Below are 15,025 nucleotides of genomic sequence, written 5' to 3'. Positions count from 1 at the left end.
TGGCTCAGACTCCGGCGTGCGGACGCTGGACCGGCGGCGGCGCGGGCGGCGTCGGCTTGCCAGACAAGGCCTCGCGCGCGAGCTCGCCGATGCCGGCGATCGAGCCGATCAGGCCGCTGGTCTCCATCGGCATCAGCACGAACTTCTGGTTCGGCGCCATCGCCAGTTCCTTGAACGCCTCGACGTACTTCTGCGCGACGAAGTAGTTGATCGCCTGCACGTCACCGTTGGCGATCGCGTTGGACACCATCTCGGTCGCCTTGGCCTCGGCTTCGGCCAGACGCTCGCGCGCTTCGGCCTCGCGGAACGCGGCTTCCTTCTTGCCCTCGGCCTGCAGGATCGACGACTGCTTGTCGCCTTCCGCGCGCAGGATTTCCGACTGCCGGTGGCCTTCGGCCTCGAGGATCACCGCGCGGCGTTCGCGCTCGGCCTTCATCTGCCGGGCCATCGAGTCGATGAGGTCGCGCGGCGGCTGGATGTCGCGGATCTCGATGCGCGTGACCTTGATGCCCCAGGGATTGGTGGCGTGGTCAACGACGTTGAGCAGCTGCGCATTGATGCGCTCACGGTTGCTCAGCGACTCGTCGAGATCCATCGAACCGATCACGGTGCGGATGTTGGTCTGCACCAGCGCGATCGATGCGATCTCCAGATTCGAGACTTCATACGCCGCCTTGGCCGCGTCCAGCACCTGGAAGAACACCACGCCGTCGACGCGCACGACCGCGTTGTCACGGGTGATGACTTCCTGGCTCGGCACGTCCAGCACCTGTTCCATCATGTTGATCTTGCGGCCGACGCCGTAGACCACCGGAATCAGGAAATGCAGGCCCGGCGCCATCGAGTGCGTGTACTTGCCGAAGCGCTCGACGGTCCATTCGAACCCCTGCGGCACCATGCGCACGGTCTTGAACAGCACGACGACGCCGGCAAGTGCCAGTACCACGGCGAGAAACAGTCCGGTTCCCATAGTTCGATCCTTGTGTGCGGGCGGCCGATGCCGCTGGCGTCGAGTATAGGCGCAGGGGTGTCGCGGACCGATCGGCGGAACGAAGCCCTCCCCCGTGCAACGGGATGGGTTGGGTGGGGGCAAACCGTCAGGCTTCAGCCGATGCAATCGTGGATGGGTGGTCAGCGGTTTGGCGACCACCGCTATTGAATCCGGTGACCGAGTGGTCGGAAGGTTTGCCCCCATCCCGACCTTCCCCCGCGCGCGGGGAAACCGTAGCTCAGCGTCAGTCGCGCGGCGTGTCCACCCATTGCGCGAACACGGCATCGATCTGCGCGTCGCTGACACTGCCGCCGTCCTGCACGGTCTGCGCCTGTTCGAAGAACGGGACGATCAGCGCCATGCCGTCGACCTTCGTCTTCAGGTGCAAGCCTGCCGGCGCGGACAGTCGCGCATGCCAGCGCGCGCGCACCCGTGCCCAGTAGTCCTGCGTCGCCTTCCAGTAGGCGTAGGCCGGGGTGAAGTCGATCGCATCGGTCTTCACGTAATCGTTGAAGCCGGTCTCGCGGACAATGCTCGAGGTGACCGCGCCGGCCGGGTCGCGGACGTCCTTGCGGTTTTCCTGCTCATGGGTCCAGCCGCCGGGGACGATGGTGTGACGGTTGACCGCGGCCAGCGCGTTGTAGTCCTCGCGCGTGGTGTATTCGCGACGCGGCAGCGGACGCCAGCCGGCATCGGACGTCCACGTCGACGCACCGTTCTCGTGCACCCAGCGGCCGCTGCCGCAGTAGCGCGGCGCATCGCTGACTTCGAACACGCACTGGGTCCAGCCGCCGCGCACCAGTTCGGCGGGCACGGCGCGCTGGCGCCAGGTCTGGTCGGATGCGAACTCCCAGCGCGTCGGCGCTTCGAACGTCCAGTCCTGGCGCCAGTGCTTGATCACGTGGCCGCTTTTGACGTCGAGCAGCAGGTGCTGCAGCACGATCTTCGTCGGCGTGTCCTCGACGACGATGACGACTTCGTCGCCGCCGCTGCGCTTGGGGTCCTTGCGCGTGTAACCAGGCGCGAGGACGACGGTCTCGTCGAACAGGAAACGCACGGTGTACTCGCCCTGCATGCCGAGGATCGCGCTGCGGTCGGCCTCGGGCGGGGTGGCGGGCGTGCGGGTGGCAGCCGGTGCGGCGGTGGAGGCCAGCAGGGCGGCGAGTGCCAGCGCGGTCGCTTGCGGTGTCATGTCGGTGGAACCTCGTGGTCGGGAAACGTCAGGAGAGAGGGATCGGATGGCGGTACGCGTCGGGCGACGCGATGCTGGCGGCTGCGGCTGCGCGCCGACAGCAGCAGTCGTCGAGCGAGGACGACGGGGCGATGCCGTTACCGCGCGCGATGCGGCGCGCGCAATCGATGCCGAGCGGCGACAGCGTGCCGAGACTGGCAACCAGCATCGGGCCGCCTTCCTCCAGCGCCGCCGGTACCGCCTGGAAGCGCAGCACGCTGGCTTCCCAGGCGCCGCCGCGGATGCGCTGCGCGAGGCCGCGGATGCGCTGCGCGAGGCCGCGCCACAGACGCTCGCCAATGCCGCCGGGCGCCACATCGCTGCAACGCGGGAGATTGCCGGCCAGACGCTCCCAGGCGAGAAAGTCGCTGTCGGGCAGCAGATGCAGTTGCCAGCAACAGGCATCGTCGGCATCGAAGAAGCGCAGGCTTTCGTGCATGCCGTCGAGGTCGAGACCGGCGTGTGCTTCGGCGCGGCGCGCAGACGACCAGCCGCCGAGTTCGCGCGCGGCGCCCGGGCGATGCAGACACAACACCGTGCCCAGCGCCGCCAGCTGCGACGGCGTGGGGACGACGCATGCAATGGACGGCGACAGGGCGGTGGCCATGGTCAGAAGTCGACCGACAGGCTGACCGCGACGTTGCGGCCCGGTGCGGTGTAGCGGTCTCGTGTCGCGCTGGTGGCAGCGATCACCGGCACCGCACCCGCCTGCCAGACCTTGCGGTCGGCGAGGTTGAACACACCGACATTGAGACGCGTTCCGGGTGCGAAGGTCCAGTGCGCGTAGAGATCGAGCACCGCATAGCCGGGGCTCTCGAAGTACGCCGCACCGGGTGCGCCGTTCTGCGCGGGTGCCGGCGTCGGCAGCCGATCACGGCGACGGGCGAACCGGCCCGCCAGCTCCGCGCCCCAGGTCGCGCGCTCGAAGGCAACGCCGAGCGTGGCGTTCAGTGGATCGATCGTCGTCAGCGACTCGCCGGTGCCGCGGTCCTCACCGCGCGACCAGGCCGCAGCAGCGCGCACCGACCAGCCAGCGAGCGCCGGTGCGAACGCGTCGAGGTACATGCCGCCCTTGGCCTCGACGCCGCGGATGCGCGCATCCTCCACGTTCTGCGACTGGTAGACCATCAGCCCCGACAGTGGGTCGATGCCGACGAATCGCGTCGACTCGATGAAGTCGTCGTACTCGGTGTAATAGCCACTCAGGCTTGCGTAGGCCGCATTACTGGAAAAGCGCAGGCCGAGCTCCAGCCCGTCACTGGTCTCTGACTTGAGGTCCGGATTCGGAATGGCCGTGTAGCCGAACTGGAAGTTGGTGAATCCGATGTTGACGTCGTTGTAGGGCGGCGCGCGGAAGCCGCGCGCATAGCCGCCGAACAGCGACCAGTCCTGCCCCAGATGCCAGACGAAGCCGAGCTTCGGCGACACGCTGGTCTCGCTGAGATCGGCGACCTGCGTGGTCGGGTTGTCCTCGCGGAAGATCGTGTCCACCTCCGGATCGAGTCTGTAATGGTCCACGCGGATTGCCGGTACCAGCCGGAACGCGCCATCGGCGAATGCGATCTCGTCCTGCACGTACAACGACGCCTTGGTGGTATCGCTGACCGGAAAATCCCGCACCGGGAACACGTCAGGCAGCATGACGTTGGTGACCACACCGGTATCGAGGAAGATCCGGCGACCGTCGCGCTTCTGCTTCGTCTCGGTGCGTTCGACATCGATTCCGTAGGCGATCGCGTGCTGCACGTTACCGGTCTCGAACGCCTTGCGCGCGTTCGCCTGCAGGCCGACGCTGCGCTGGTCGAAATGGAACTCGCGCTCCCGCCGATCGCGGATCACCGCGCCGGCTGACGGCACGCGGCGCACTTCGACGCTGTCCTGCCGGGTGCGGCTGTCCTGCCGGTAGACCTGCCAATCGACGCTGTCGGCCAGCGCCGACGACAGGGCATCGAGTTCGTGCCCGAAGGTAATGCGCGCACGCGACTGGTGGTCGTCGCCGAGCACTTGGGTGTTGGTGGCACCGGTCAATGTCTGCAGGCCGTAGGACGTGAGGACATCCGTGTCGATGTCGTCTTCGCTGGCGTCCAGCGTCAACTTGAAGCGCTGCATTTCGCTGGGTGCGAAGACCACCTTGCCGAGCACGCTGCGTCCGTTGAACGATTGCGGATTGGCCAGGGTCCGGGCGCTGCCGGCCCCGCCGACCTCGCCCATGTTCTCGGTCTCCTTGCCCTGGCGATGGCTCACCGCGACCAGGCCCGACCAGCGCTCGCCCCCGAAGGCGGCAGTCGCACCGGCGAACAGGCCCTCGTTGGCGCCCTCGAAACCGATCTTGGCGCCGAAGTGCGCAGTCTTCCCTGCGCGCAGGTAGTCCGACGGGTCCTTGGTGACGAACGACACCACGCCGCCGAGCGCGTCGGAGCCGTACAGCGAACTCGTCGGCCCGCGCACCACTTCGACACGCTTGAGCGTTTCGAGATCGACGAAGTTGCGGTTGGCGCTGGAGAAGCTGCCGATCGCGAACGCATCCGGCACCGCGATGCCGTCGGTCTGGATACGCACGCGGTTGCCGCCGAGGCCGCGGATGCGGATGTCGTTGAGGCCGAAGCGGCCGAAGCTGCTGCCGACGGTGATGCCCGGCTCGTAGCGGAACAGGTCGGCGATGTCGCGCACCAGCAGCGTGTCCATGCGTGCGCGGTCGATTACGTCGACGGTATTGGGTACGTCGCTGATCGCCCGCTCGGTGCGGGTGGCGGTGACGACGATCTGGTCGAAGTCGCGCGGCGCGCCTTCGGGAGCGGCGACGGCGGCGGTGGACGACAGGCACAGGGCCAGGGAGACGGACAGCAGGCTGGGACGCATGGGCGCTCGCGAAAAGTGAAGATCGGCGAGCTGGCGGGCGCGGGGGGAGGATCGCGCGGGCGGGCAGCCTCTGGGGAGAGGGTGGGGTGACACGGCGCGTCGCGCGCACGGTCCATCGGAACCGGGCCACGACGCGCGAGGGCGGATTACTTGGTGAGGATCAGCTTGTCGTTGCGGGTGTGGCGCAGACGGTAGATCTCGTTGCCGTGGCGGATGCGCAGTTCGCGCTGGCCGCGCAACAGCTGGACGCTGTCGAGCTCGATGACCTCGGGCGCACGCGTCAACGGATGGACGTTGCCGGCGTCGTGGGCGTCGCGGGGAGCGGATGCCTCCTGGAACTGGGATACGCGCATGTCGGGATCCTCCGGAAGAGGATTTCGATGATAGTGATTCTCATTCGCCAGTCAAGAGCGGATGTCATTTGGAAGCTGCACACGCTTGATCCGCTTTTCTCCTCCCCGCCGCGGGGAGGCTGGGAGGGGCGAACGATCAGAGGGAGATCAACCCGTCTCGAGCGCGATCAGAAGCAAAAAGCGCCGCGCTGATTGACAAGTGCACGCACCGGACATCGACGGGAGCCGACGGTTTGCCCCCACCCAACCCGCCCCCGCTTGCGCGGGAGGACGTAAAGCGCGATCTCGCGCGCTCAGGCGCGCAATCACTCTTCAAGAGTTGCACCTCACCCCGTGACCGCCTCCACCCGCCGCCACACGCTGTCGTCGAAGCGCCCGAGCAACTCCAGCGCCTGCAGGTTTTCGAGCAGTTGCGACACCCGGCTCGCGCCCAGCAGCACGGTGGAGACATGTGGATTGGTCAGGCACCACGCGATCGCCAGCGGCGCGGGCGCCACACCGAGTTCGGCGGCCAGCGCAGTGAAGCGCCCTGCCCGTCCGACGCGGTTGGCGTTCGCTTCGCCGAGCACGCTGCCCCGCAGCCATTCGAGCTGCGGCTGCGCGAGGCGGCTGTCGGCCGGCACGCCGTCGGCGTACTTGCCGGTCAGCAGGCCGGAGGCCAGCGGCGACCAGATCGTCGTGCCGAGTCCGAGTTCCGCATACAAAGGTGCGTACTCCAGCTCCACGCGCTCACGCCGCAGCAGGTTGTATTCGGGCTGCTCCATCGTCGGGCCGTGCAGATGGTGCGCGCGTGCGATCTGCGCGGCCTCGCGGATCAGCGCGGCCGGCCATTCGGACGTGCCCCAGTACAGCACCTTGCCCTGGCGGATCAGCGCATCCATCGCCCAGACGGTTTCGGCGACCGGGGTGTCGGGATCGGGCCGATGACAGAAGTACAGATCGAGATGCTCGACGCGCAGGCGCTTGAGCGCCGCGTCGCAGGCATCGCGCACGTGCTTGCGTGACAGGCCGCGCTGCGTCGGGCGAGGATCGGCGGCCGCGCCGAAGAACACCTTGCTCGACACGCAATAGCCGTCGCGCGGCAGGCGGAGATCGGCGATGACGTCACCCATGACCTGTTCGGCCGCGCCGTTGGCATAGCCCTCGGCGTTGTCGAAGAAATTGACGCCGTGGTCCCACGCGGCCGCGACCAGGTTGCGCGCTTCGCTGCGGCCGATCTGGCTGCCGAAGGTGACCCAGGCCCCGAACGACAACGCGGACAGCTGCAGGCCGGACGAGCCGAGGCGGCGGTACTGCATGGGAACTCCTGGAACGGTCGGAATGCGCAAAGTATGCCCGCCGTCCACCGGCGACCGCCCGCGCTATGCTGCCGCAGCTGCCACAAGGACCGTCTCGATGCGCGCACCGCAACGCACCCGGCAGGGCGTCGTCGCCACATTGTTCGGCCGCGCCGACGAGGTGATGCTCGAACTCGGCGCCGGCGGCGAACTGATGGTCGCGCGCGTCCGCGCCGCGCTTTCTCTGCTGATCCTGCTGCTGCCGCTGATCGCCGCGAGCGGCGGTCATGGCACCCGCACCGTCGTCGTCGGACTCGCGCTGGCGGTGTTCGCCAATCTGATGGCCCAGGTCTGGCTGGCACTCGCCCGGCGCCAGCGTCGGCACCCCTGGCTGCCCTACGCGACCGCCAGCTACGACATCAGCATGACCACGCTGGTGCTGGTGCTGCTGGCGACCCGCGAGCCGGCGGCCGCGCTCAACAGCGTGGTGGTGTGGAACTTCTACATGCTGGCGATCGCACTTACCGCCCTGCGCAACGACGGACGCCTGGCCGTGTACGTGGGCGGGCTGGCGGTCGTGCAGTACGCGGCGCTGGCGATCGCGCTGATGGCCGGCACCGGAGAGGCGCGCCCCGCGTCACTCGGTTACGGCGTGGCCTCGGTCGCCGGCCAGGTCGAGCGCCTGCTGTTGCTGGCGATGATGACGGTGGTCGCCTGCGCGGTCGTCTATCGCATGCAGCGGCTGGTGGATCTGTCCGGGCGCGACGGGCTGACCGGCCTGCCCAACCGCGCTTGGCTGCTGCAGCACGCACCGCGGCAGCTCGCCGACTCGCGACGGGAAGGCCGCTCGCTGACGCTGGGCCTGCTCGACCTCGACGGCTTCCGCCGGATCAATGCCGATGCCGGCCCGCGCGCGGGCGACCGCGCGATCCGCGGCATCGCCCTGCGATTGCAGACAATGCTGGAAGACGACGAATCGCTGTCGCGGATCGGCGGCCAGGAGTTCGTGCTGCTGTTGCGGTGTCCGGCCGGCAGCGCGTGGGAGCGGCTGGACCGGCTGCGACGCGACATGGCCTGCGAGTCGCTGGTCGTCGATCGCGACGGGCGCCCCCTGCCGCTGAGCTTCAGCGCCGGACTCGCCGCGTTTCCGCCCGACGGCGGCGACGTGTCCGCCCTGCTCGGCGTCGCCGACCGGCGTCTGCAGCAGGCCAAACGCGCCGGACGCAACCGCGTGGAAGCGCGTGACGCCTGAACGACGGCGTTTTCACAGGCGCTGTGGTTGCCCGGGCCGGCCCGCTGCACTAGGCTGCGCGACTTGGCGAAGGGCCCGGGGGCCATGATGGATGACTTGACGCGGATCGGCTTCGGCCTGTTCGGACTGGCCGTGCTGCTCGCGATCACGTGGCTGTTCTCCAACAACAAGCGCAAGGTCGACTGGAAACTGGTCGCCACCGGCGTGACGCTGCAGATCGCGTTCGCCGCGGTGGTGCTGCGCGTGCCGGGTGGCCGCGAGGTGTTCGACGCGCTCGGCCACGGCTTCGTCAAGATCCTCTCGTTCGTCAACGCCGGCTCGGAGTTCATCTTCGGCAGCCTGATGAACGTCGAGACCTACGGCTTCATCTTCGCCTTCCAGGTGCTGCCGACGATCATCTTCTTCGCCGCGCTGATGGGCGTGATGTACCACTTGGGCATCATGCAGTTCATCGTGCGGATCATGGCCTCGGCGATCACCAAGGTGATGCGCGTGTCGGGCGCCGAGACCACCAGCGTCTGCGCCAGCGTCTTCATCGGCCAGACCGAAGCGCCGCTGACGGTGCGCCCCTATATCTCGCGCATGACCGAATCCGAGCTCATCACGATGATGATCGGCGGCATGGCGCACATCGCCGGCGGCGTGCTCGCGGCCTACGTCGGCATGCTCGGCGGCGGCAATCCGGAAGAACAGGCGTTCTACGCCAAGCATCTGCTGGCCGCGTCGATCATGGCCGCCCCGGCCACGCTGGTGATCGCCAAGATCCTGATTCCCGAAACCGGTGAGCCGCTGACCCGCGGCACGGTGAAGATGGAGGTCGAAAAGACCACCAGCAACATCATCGACGCCGCGGCCGCGGGCGCCGGCGACGGCCTGCGTCTGGCGCTGAACATCGGCGCGATGCTGCTGGCCTTCATCGCGCTGATCGCGATGGTGAACTATCCGCTGGAGTGGATCGGCGAAGTCACCGGCCTGGCCGAGGCGATCGGCAAGCCGACCAACCTGGCGACGATCTTCGGCTTCGTGCTGGCGCCGATCGCGTGGCTGATCGGCGTGCCGTGGCAGGACGCCTCGGTGGTCGGTTCGCTGATCGGCCAGAAGATCGTCATCAACGAATTCGTCGCGTATCTGCAGCTGGCCGACATCGTCAACGGCCGCGTCGACGGCGTGGTGCTCAGCGAACAGGGCCGCCTGATCGCGACCTATGCGCTGTGCGGCTTCGCCAACTTCAGCTCGATCGCGATCCAGATCGGCGGCATCGGCGGGCTCGCTCCGGACCGTCGCCAGGACCTCGCACGCTTCGGCCTGCGCGCGGTGCTCGGCGGCACGATCGCCACGCTGATGACGGCCACCATCGCCGGCGTGCTGACCTACATCGGCGCCTGATCGGATTATTCGCGTGAGTCACGTCGTCGTCGTCGGGTCGTTCAATGTCGACCATGTCTGGAACTGCGCCACGCTGCCGCGCCTGGGCGAAACGCTGAGCGGGCGTTACCACACCGGTCCGGGCGGCAAGGGCTTCAACCAAGCCGTCGCGGCCGCGCGCGCGGGCGCCGAGACGGGCTTCCTGTGCGCATTGGGCAACGACGACGGCGGCCGCCAGGCGCGTGCGCTGGCCGAAGCCGACGGCATTGACCTGCGCGTGCACGACAGCAGCCAGCCCACCGGCACGGCCGGCATCTACGTCGACGAAGCCGGTCACAACACCATCGTCATCGGCGCCGGCGCCAATGCCGATCTCAGCGTCGCGTGGCTGGGCCGCCAGGCCGCGGCGCTCGCCGGCGCGCGCGTGCTGCTGTCGCAGCTCGAATCGCCGCTCGACAGCGTGCTCGAAGCCATGCGCCTGGCACGCGCGGCCGGCACGATCACGATGCTCAACCCGGCACCGGCGAACGCGCAGTGCCTGCGCGAACTGCTGGCCGCGGCCGACATCCTCACGCCGAACGAAACCGAGTTCGCCGCGCTGCTGGAACGCCACACCAGCCACCGTATCGACAGCGATGCGATCGCCGGCACGCCGGATGCGCAGCTGCACCGTCTGTGCCGCACCCTGCTGCCACGCGGCACCGTGGTGATCACGCTCGGCGCCGCCGGCGCGTTCGTCTCGCACCGCGAAGACCTGCTGCGCGGCGACGACGCGCCGTTCTATCGCGTGGCCGCCGACAAGGTGGAACCCGTCGACACCACCGGCGCCGGCGATGCGTTCAACGGCGCCCTCGCCGCGGCCTATGCGGCCGCGCATGCGCATCCGTTCGCCGAACACGTGCGCTTCGCCAACCGCTATGCCGGTCTGTCGACCGAGCACGTCGGCGCGGCGCTGGCGATGCCGCGGCTCGCCGCCGGCGGCTGAACACCCGGAGCGGCCGCGAGCGCCGCATTCCGTCGATCGGCGACAATGGCGGCATGCACATCGGTCCCTACCGCATCGAACCGAACGTGGTCCTGGCCCCGATGGCCGGGGTTACGGACAAGCCGTTCCGGCAGCTGTGCAAGCGGCTGGGCGCGGGGCTGGCGATGTCGGAAATGACGATCAGCGATCCGCGCTTCTGGCAGACCGAGAAGTCGCTGCGGCGCATGGACCACGACGGCGAACCCGCGCCGGTCGGCGTGCAGATCGCCGGCACCGAGCCGGCGATGCTGGCCGACGCCGCGCGCTACAACGTCGACCACGGCGCGCAGATCATCGACATCAACATGGGCTGCCCGGCGAAGAAGGTCTGCAACGCCTGGGCCGGATCGGCGCTGATGCAGGACGAGGCGCTGGTCGCGCGCATCCTGGATGCCGTGGTGCGCGCGGTCGACGTGCCGGTGACGCTGAAGATCCGCACCGGCTGGTGTGCCGAGCATCGCAACGCGCCGACCATCGCGCGCATCGCGCAGGATGCCGGCATCGCCGCGCTCGCCGTGCACGGCCGCACGCGCGACCAGCACTACACCGGCACCGCCGAGTACGACACGATCGCCGCGATCAAGGCGGCGCTGTCGATTCCGGTGCTCGCCAATGGCGATATCGATTCGCCGGAGAAGGCGCTGACGGTGTTGCGCCACACCGGCGTCGATGCGGTGATGGTCGGCCGCGCCGCGCAGGGCCGGCCATGGATCTTCCGCGAGATCGCGCACTTCCTCGCCACCGGTACGCATCTGCCGCCGCCCACGCTGACGGAAGTGCGCGACATCCTGCTCGGCCATCTCGACGCGCTGCACGCGTTCTACGGCGAAACCTCCGGCGTGCGCATCGCGCGCAAGCATCTGGGCTGGTATGCCAAGGACCGGCCCGAGAACGCGGCGTTCCGCAGTGTGGTCAACCGCGCCGAGACCGCGGAGGCGCAGATCGCGCTGACCCGCGATTACTTCGATGCGCTGGTCGCCGGCGACCTCCGGCCGACGCTCGCGGCCTGAGCCCGCCCGTCCGACACGGGCTCAATGGCTGCCCACCGCCTCGCCCGTGTCGAGACCGGGCGATGCCGGCTGGTGCCAGATGCGCGCCCAGGTGGCGTTCCACGTACCGGCGAGATCGCGCGCCATCGGCGGCTGCACTGGCGGGATCGATCGCCAGCCATCGCCCGCACGCCGCGCCACATCGAATCGGAAGAAATAGTCCGGCTCATTGCCCATGCGCAGGTCGCTGAGCTGCAGGGTGTCGTCGACGACGGCCGCGCCCATGAAGCCGTGGTTGAACCACGCGAGGCGTTGCACGGCGGGCAGACCTGCGTTCTCGCGCAGCGCGGCGACATCGGAAGAGTACGCAGTGAACCGCATCGGGCCTTGATCGGCCATCAGGGAGCGGAAGCCCTCGACGTAGCCGTCGTCGGTCATCGCGACGACACGCCACAACACGGTATTGGCCGGCATCGGCACCGAAAACCGAGGTGCATCGCCCAGACCCATCGCGACCAGCGCGCGATCGGCTTCGCGATCGACCAGCGTCTTGGCCACCAGCGACCAGCCCAGGTACGCCGTGCTCAAGACGAGCCCGGCGGCGATCATGCGTCCGGCGATCAGGCGCGGGCCGGCGAACGCGGCGACGAGTACGCCGATCAGGAGCCACACCGTGTACAGCGGATCGATGATGAAGACGCTCGACCACATCGCCGGCGGTGGCGTGAGCGGCCACCACAGCTGGGTGCCGTAGACGGTGAACGCATCGAGCAGTGGATGGGTGATCAGCGCCAGCGCGATCGCCCAGAACCAGCGCACCGGCGACTCGGCGACGCGGCCCTTGCCGAAGCGCTTGAACAGCCACCAGATGCCGACCGCGACGAGCGGCAGCACCAGCAGCGAATGCGTGAGCCCGCGATGCAGGGTCATCCGCAGCACCGGATCGTCGGTCATCAGCGCGATCGGAAAGCCATCGAGGTCCGGCAGGGTGCCGAGCACGGCACCGGCGGCGAGCGCGGCACGACGATGGGCGGCAGGCACGATGGCAGCGGCGACCGATGCGCCGAGCACGATCTGGGTCAGGGAATCCATCCGCCGATGCTAGCAGCCGGCCACGCGACCACGATGCCTCAGGCCGCGCGCGGCACGTGTTCGGCCGGCACCTTCGCGGCCCGCGCCGGCAGGGCCGCGAGCACCTCGCCCTGGTGCGACAGCAGGCGCAGGCTGCCGTCCTGCGCTTCGGCCAGCGCGGTCAGGCTTTCGACCCAGTCGCCATCGTTGGCGTAGACCAGACCGTCGCGTTCGACCAGCGATGCACGATGGATGTGCCCGCAGACGATGCCGTCGAAGCCACGCCGGCGCGCGTCGTCGAGACCGGCCTGCACGAAGCGTTCGATATAGCGCTCGGCCGCGCCGCTTCGCTGTTTGAGGAATTCAGACAGCGACCAGTAGCGCATGCCCAGCTTCCGGCGCGCGCGGTTGAGCCATTGGTTGCCGGTGAGGATGCGGTAGTAGAGCCAGTCACCGAACCGTTCCTGCAGGCCGCCGAAGTGGGTGATCGCGTCGTAATCGTCACCGTGGGTGACCAGCAGGCGGCGGCCATCGGCGGTTTCGTGCACGGTGCGCCGGCGCACCTGCATCGCCGGCAGCGCGAGGCCGCAGACGCGACGCAGCGCGCGGTCGTGGTTGCCGGGCACGTAGACGATCGTCGTGCCGGCGCGACGTAGTGCATGCAGCGCTTCGACCACGCGGATCTGCGGTGCCCCCCAGCGCGCGCGGCGCTGCGCCATCCACCACAGATCGACGATGTCGCCGACCAGATACAGCCGGTCGCAGCGCAGACCATCGAGGAACGTGGCCAGTTCCGCGGCGTGGCAGTGCTTGGCGCCAAGGTGCACGTCGGAGACGAAGACCGCGCGGTGGTGCGGGCGCGGTGGCGGCAGTCGGGTCGGCAGGCTCATGCGTCGGTCTTCCCCAGGTAGCGGCGCCGCTTGTGCGGACGCAGGCGGTGCAGATCCAGTTCGACGAGGCCGTCGACGGAATTGCAGAAGTCGGGATCGACGCCGAACGCGAGAAACCGCGCGCCACCCGGCTCGCACAGCTCGACGTACTGGCGGTAGAGCGTGGGCACGCCGGCACCGAACGCGGCGAGTCCGGTCTTCAGTCGCGTCAGCGCGGATGCGGCGTCGAGATCGCCGAACGAGGGCGCGTCGCCGGCGAACGCGAACGGGCGGCGCGCGATTGCGAGTCCATCGCCGGCGTGGTAGCGCTGGAAATATGCGACCAGGTGTTCGCGTGCATCGCGCGGCAGCGCCGCACTGATCGACGCCGGTCCGTACAGCCAGCGTACCTGTGGATGACGTTGCAGATACACGCCGATGCCCTGCCAAAGCGCATCGAGCCCGCGCCCGCCCCAGCACTCGGGCACCACGAAGCTGCGGCCCAATTCCATGCCGGCCTGCAGCCGCGGCAGCGCCGCATCGGCGTAGCGGAACAGCGATGCCGAGTACAGACCGGCGAGTCCGCGCTGCGCGAGCACGTCCGCGCCGCAGGCGACGCGATAGGCGCCGACGACGCGCGCGGCGGTGTCGTCCCACAGCACGATGTGGTCGTAATGCGCATCGAAGGCATCGAGATCACGGGCGCGTCCGGTGCCCTCCCCGACCCGGCGGAAGGTCAGCTCACGCAGGCGGCCGATCTCGCGCAGCAGCGGGTTGCGCAGGTCACCGCGCAGCAACCGCACGTGTTGACCGGCGCCGAGTTCGCACAGGCAGTCCGTCGAGGCGACGGCCGCGCGCAGACGTGCCGGCGACGCCGGACGTGCCAGCGGCGCCTGGCCCTGCGCGCAGGCCTCTCGGCGGGTGCCGATCGCATAGAGCTGGCGGCGCAGCGAACGCAGCACGGCGTCGCCATCGCCGTCGGCCGGCAAGGCCAGCGGCGTGCCGATGCGCAGGCGCAGCGGCCGGCCACGCCGCACATACATCTCGCGCGCGAGCAGCGCGGTGCCGGCAGGCCGGTACAGCGCGGAGACGCCGTAGAACAGCGGCGAATTGCGCGCCTCGATGCGGACCGGCAACACCGGCGCGCCGGTATTGCGGACGAAGCGCAGCACGCCGCGACGCCAGCGCGAATCGCGTACCCCACCCGGCCCGAGCCGCGAGACTTCGCCGGCCGGGAAGATCACCACACAGGCGTCTTCGCGCAGCGCGGCTTCGACCGCGGCGATGCTGGCTTCGGTCGGCCGGCCGCCGAGAATCCGCACGCCCAGCATCAGCGGCGCCAGCGGCTGGACCGTCGACAGCAGGTCGTTGGCGACGATGCGCACGTCGCGGCGCACCCGGCCGATGCAGGCCAGCAGCGCCAGTGCGTCGAGCGCGCCGGAGGGATGGTTGGCGACCACCAGCAACCGGCCGCGCGCCGGGATGCGGGCGACGTCGGCATCGCCCACCTCGAAGCGCAGGCCCAGGTGCTCGCTGCAGGCGGCAACGAAGTCGAACCCGGAAAGGTGGGCGCTGCCGGCCAGGAAGGCGTCGATGTCGTCGAAGCGCGACCAGTGGCCGATGCCGCGCAGCAGCGGGCGGGTGATGCGGACGCGGCGACCGCGGAACCAGTCGGGCCAGCGCTGCCGAAGGCGATCCTCGATCCGGAGCATGGGGGGCCAGTGCGGGCGGGATGCGCACAGCC

Annotated in this window: 13 protein-coding genes; 4 read left to right on the top strand and 9 right to left on the bottom strand. The window is 69.1% G+C overall.

The genetic code is table 11. The features are described 5' to 3' along the window. Positions 1–4: 4 nt before the first annotated feature. From V3391_RS11150 to V3391_RS11125, 6 genes are all read right to left on the bottom strand, one after another. Positions 5–970, bottom strand: a complete 966-nt coding sequence (locus tag V3391_RS11150; RefSeq protein WP_332078480.1) for an SPFH domain-containing protein — start codon at positions 968–970, stop codon at positions 5–7. A 265-nt stretch (positions 971–1,235) separates the two neighbouring features. Continuing rightward, positions 1,236–2,183, bottom strand: a complete 948-nt coding sequence (locus V3391_RS11145) for a DUF6607 family protein (protein ID WP_332078479.1) — start codon at positions 2,181–2,183, stop codon at positions 1,236–1,238. Between the two features lie 28 nt (positions 2,184–2,211). Further along, complete coding sequence (locus tag V3391_RS11140; RefSeq protein ID WP_332078478.1) at positions 2,212–2,829, bottom strand: Hemin transport protein; 618 nt, start codon at positions 2,827–2,829, stop codon at positions 2,212–2,214. Between the two features lie 2 nt (positions 2,830–2,831). Next, positions 2,832–5,081 (bottom strand): TonB-dependent hemoglobin/transferrin/lactoferrin family receptor, encoded by a 2,250-nt coding sequence (locus V3391_RS11135; protein ID WP_332078477.1) that lies wholly within the window; start codon positions 5,079–5,081, stop codon positions 2,832–2,834. Between the two features lie 146 nt (positions 5,082–5,227). Continuing rightward, positions 5,228–5,434: a hemin uptake protein HemP gene (gene hemP, locus V3391_RS11130; RefSeq protein ID WP_332078476.1), complete on the bottom strand. Its 207-nt coding sequence runs from the start codon at positions 5,432–5,434 to the stop codon at positions 5,228–5,230. 326 nt (positions 5,435–5,760) lie between these two features. Further along, a complete protein-coding gene (locus tag V3391_RS11125; protein ID WP_332078475.1) occupies positions 5,761–6,732 on the bottom strand; it encodes an aldo/keto reductase in 972 nt (323 codons plus the stop codon). Positions 6,733–6,829: 97 nt separating this feature from the next. On the opposite strand from V3391_RS11125, the gene V3391_RS11120 reads away from it, so the two are divergent. The 4 genes from V3391_RS11120 (at position 6,830) to dusB (ending at position 11,362) form a co-directional block, all read left to right on the top strand. After that, positions 6,830–7,963, top strand: coding sequence for a GGDEF domain-containing protein (locus V3391_RS11120; protein ID WP_332078474.1), 1,134 nt, complete (start codon positions 6,830–6,832; stop codon positions 7,961–7,963). 84 nt (positions 7,964–8,047) lie between these two features. Continuing rightward, the gene (locus V3391_RS11115) at positions 8,048–9,349 is read left to right on the top strand and encodes a NupC/NupG family nucleoside CNT transporter (RefSeq protein ID WP_332078473.1); all 1,302 of its coding nucleotides are present in this window, start codon (positions 8,048–8,050) and stop codon (positions 9,347–9,349) included. Positions 9,350–9,362: 13 nt separating this feature from the next. After that, entirely contained in the window at positions 9,363–10,313 is a 951-nt protein-coding gene (locus tag V3391_RS11110; RefSeq protein WP_332078472.1) for a ribokinase, read from the top strand. A gap of 53 nt (positions 10,314–10,366) precedes the next feature. Then, positions 10,367–11,362, top strand: coding sequence for a tRNA dihydrouridine synthase DusB (gene dusB / locus V3391_RS11105; RefSeq protein WP_332078471.1), 996 nt, complete (start codon positions 10,367–10,369; stop codon positions 11,360–11,362). A gap of 21 nt (positions 11,363–11,383) precedes the next feature. Here the strand turns inward: dusB and V3391_RS11100 are convergent, their stop codons facing one another. Genes V3391_RS11100 through olsF form a run of 3 tightly spaced genes read right to left on the bottom strand, consistent with a single transcriptional unit; the run spans position 11,384 to position 14,993 of the window. After that, positions 11,384–12,433, bottom strand: a complete 1,050-nt coding sequence (locus V3391_RS11100) for a metal-dependent hydrolase (RefSeq protein ID WP_332078470.1) — start codon at positions 12,431–12,433, stop codon at positions 11,384–11,386. A gap of 38 nt (positions 12,434–12,471) precedes the next feature. Further along, a complete protein-coding gene (locus tag V3391_RS11095) occupies positions 12,472–13,302 on the bottom strand; it encodes a UDP-2,3-diacylglucosamine diphosphatase (RefSeq protein WP_332078469.1) in 831 nt (276 codons plus the stop codon). Then, entirely contained in the window at positions 13,299–14,993 is a 1,695-nt protein-coding gene (olsF, locus tag V3391_RS11090; protein ID WP_332078468.1) for a bifunctional ornithine lipid synthase OlsF, read from the bottom strand. The genes V3391_RS11095 and olsF overlap by 4 nt, the downstream gene beginning before the upstream one ends. Positions 14,994–15,025 lie beyond the last annotated feature (32 nt).

This window comes from Luteimonas flava, assembly GCF_036584485.1.
In the GTDB taxonomy this organism is placed as follows: domain Bacteria; phylum Pseudomonadota; class Gammaproteobacteria; order Xanthomonadales; family Xanthomonadaceae; genus Luteimonas; species Luteimonas flava.
Note: the sequence above shows the minus strand (reverse complement) of the source record. Positions and strands in the feature narration are given on the sequence as shown.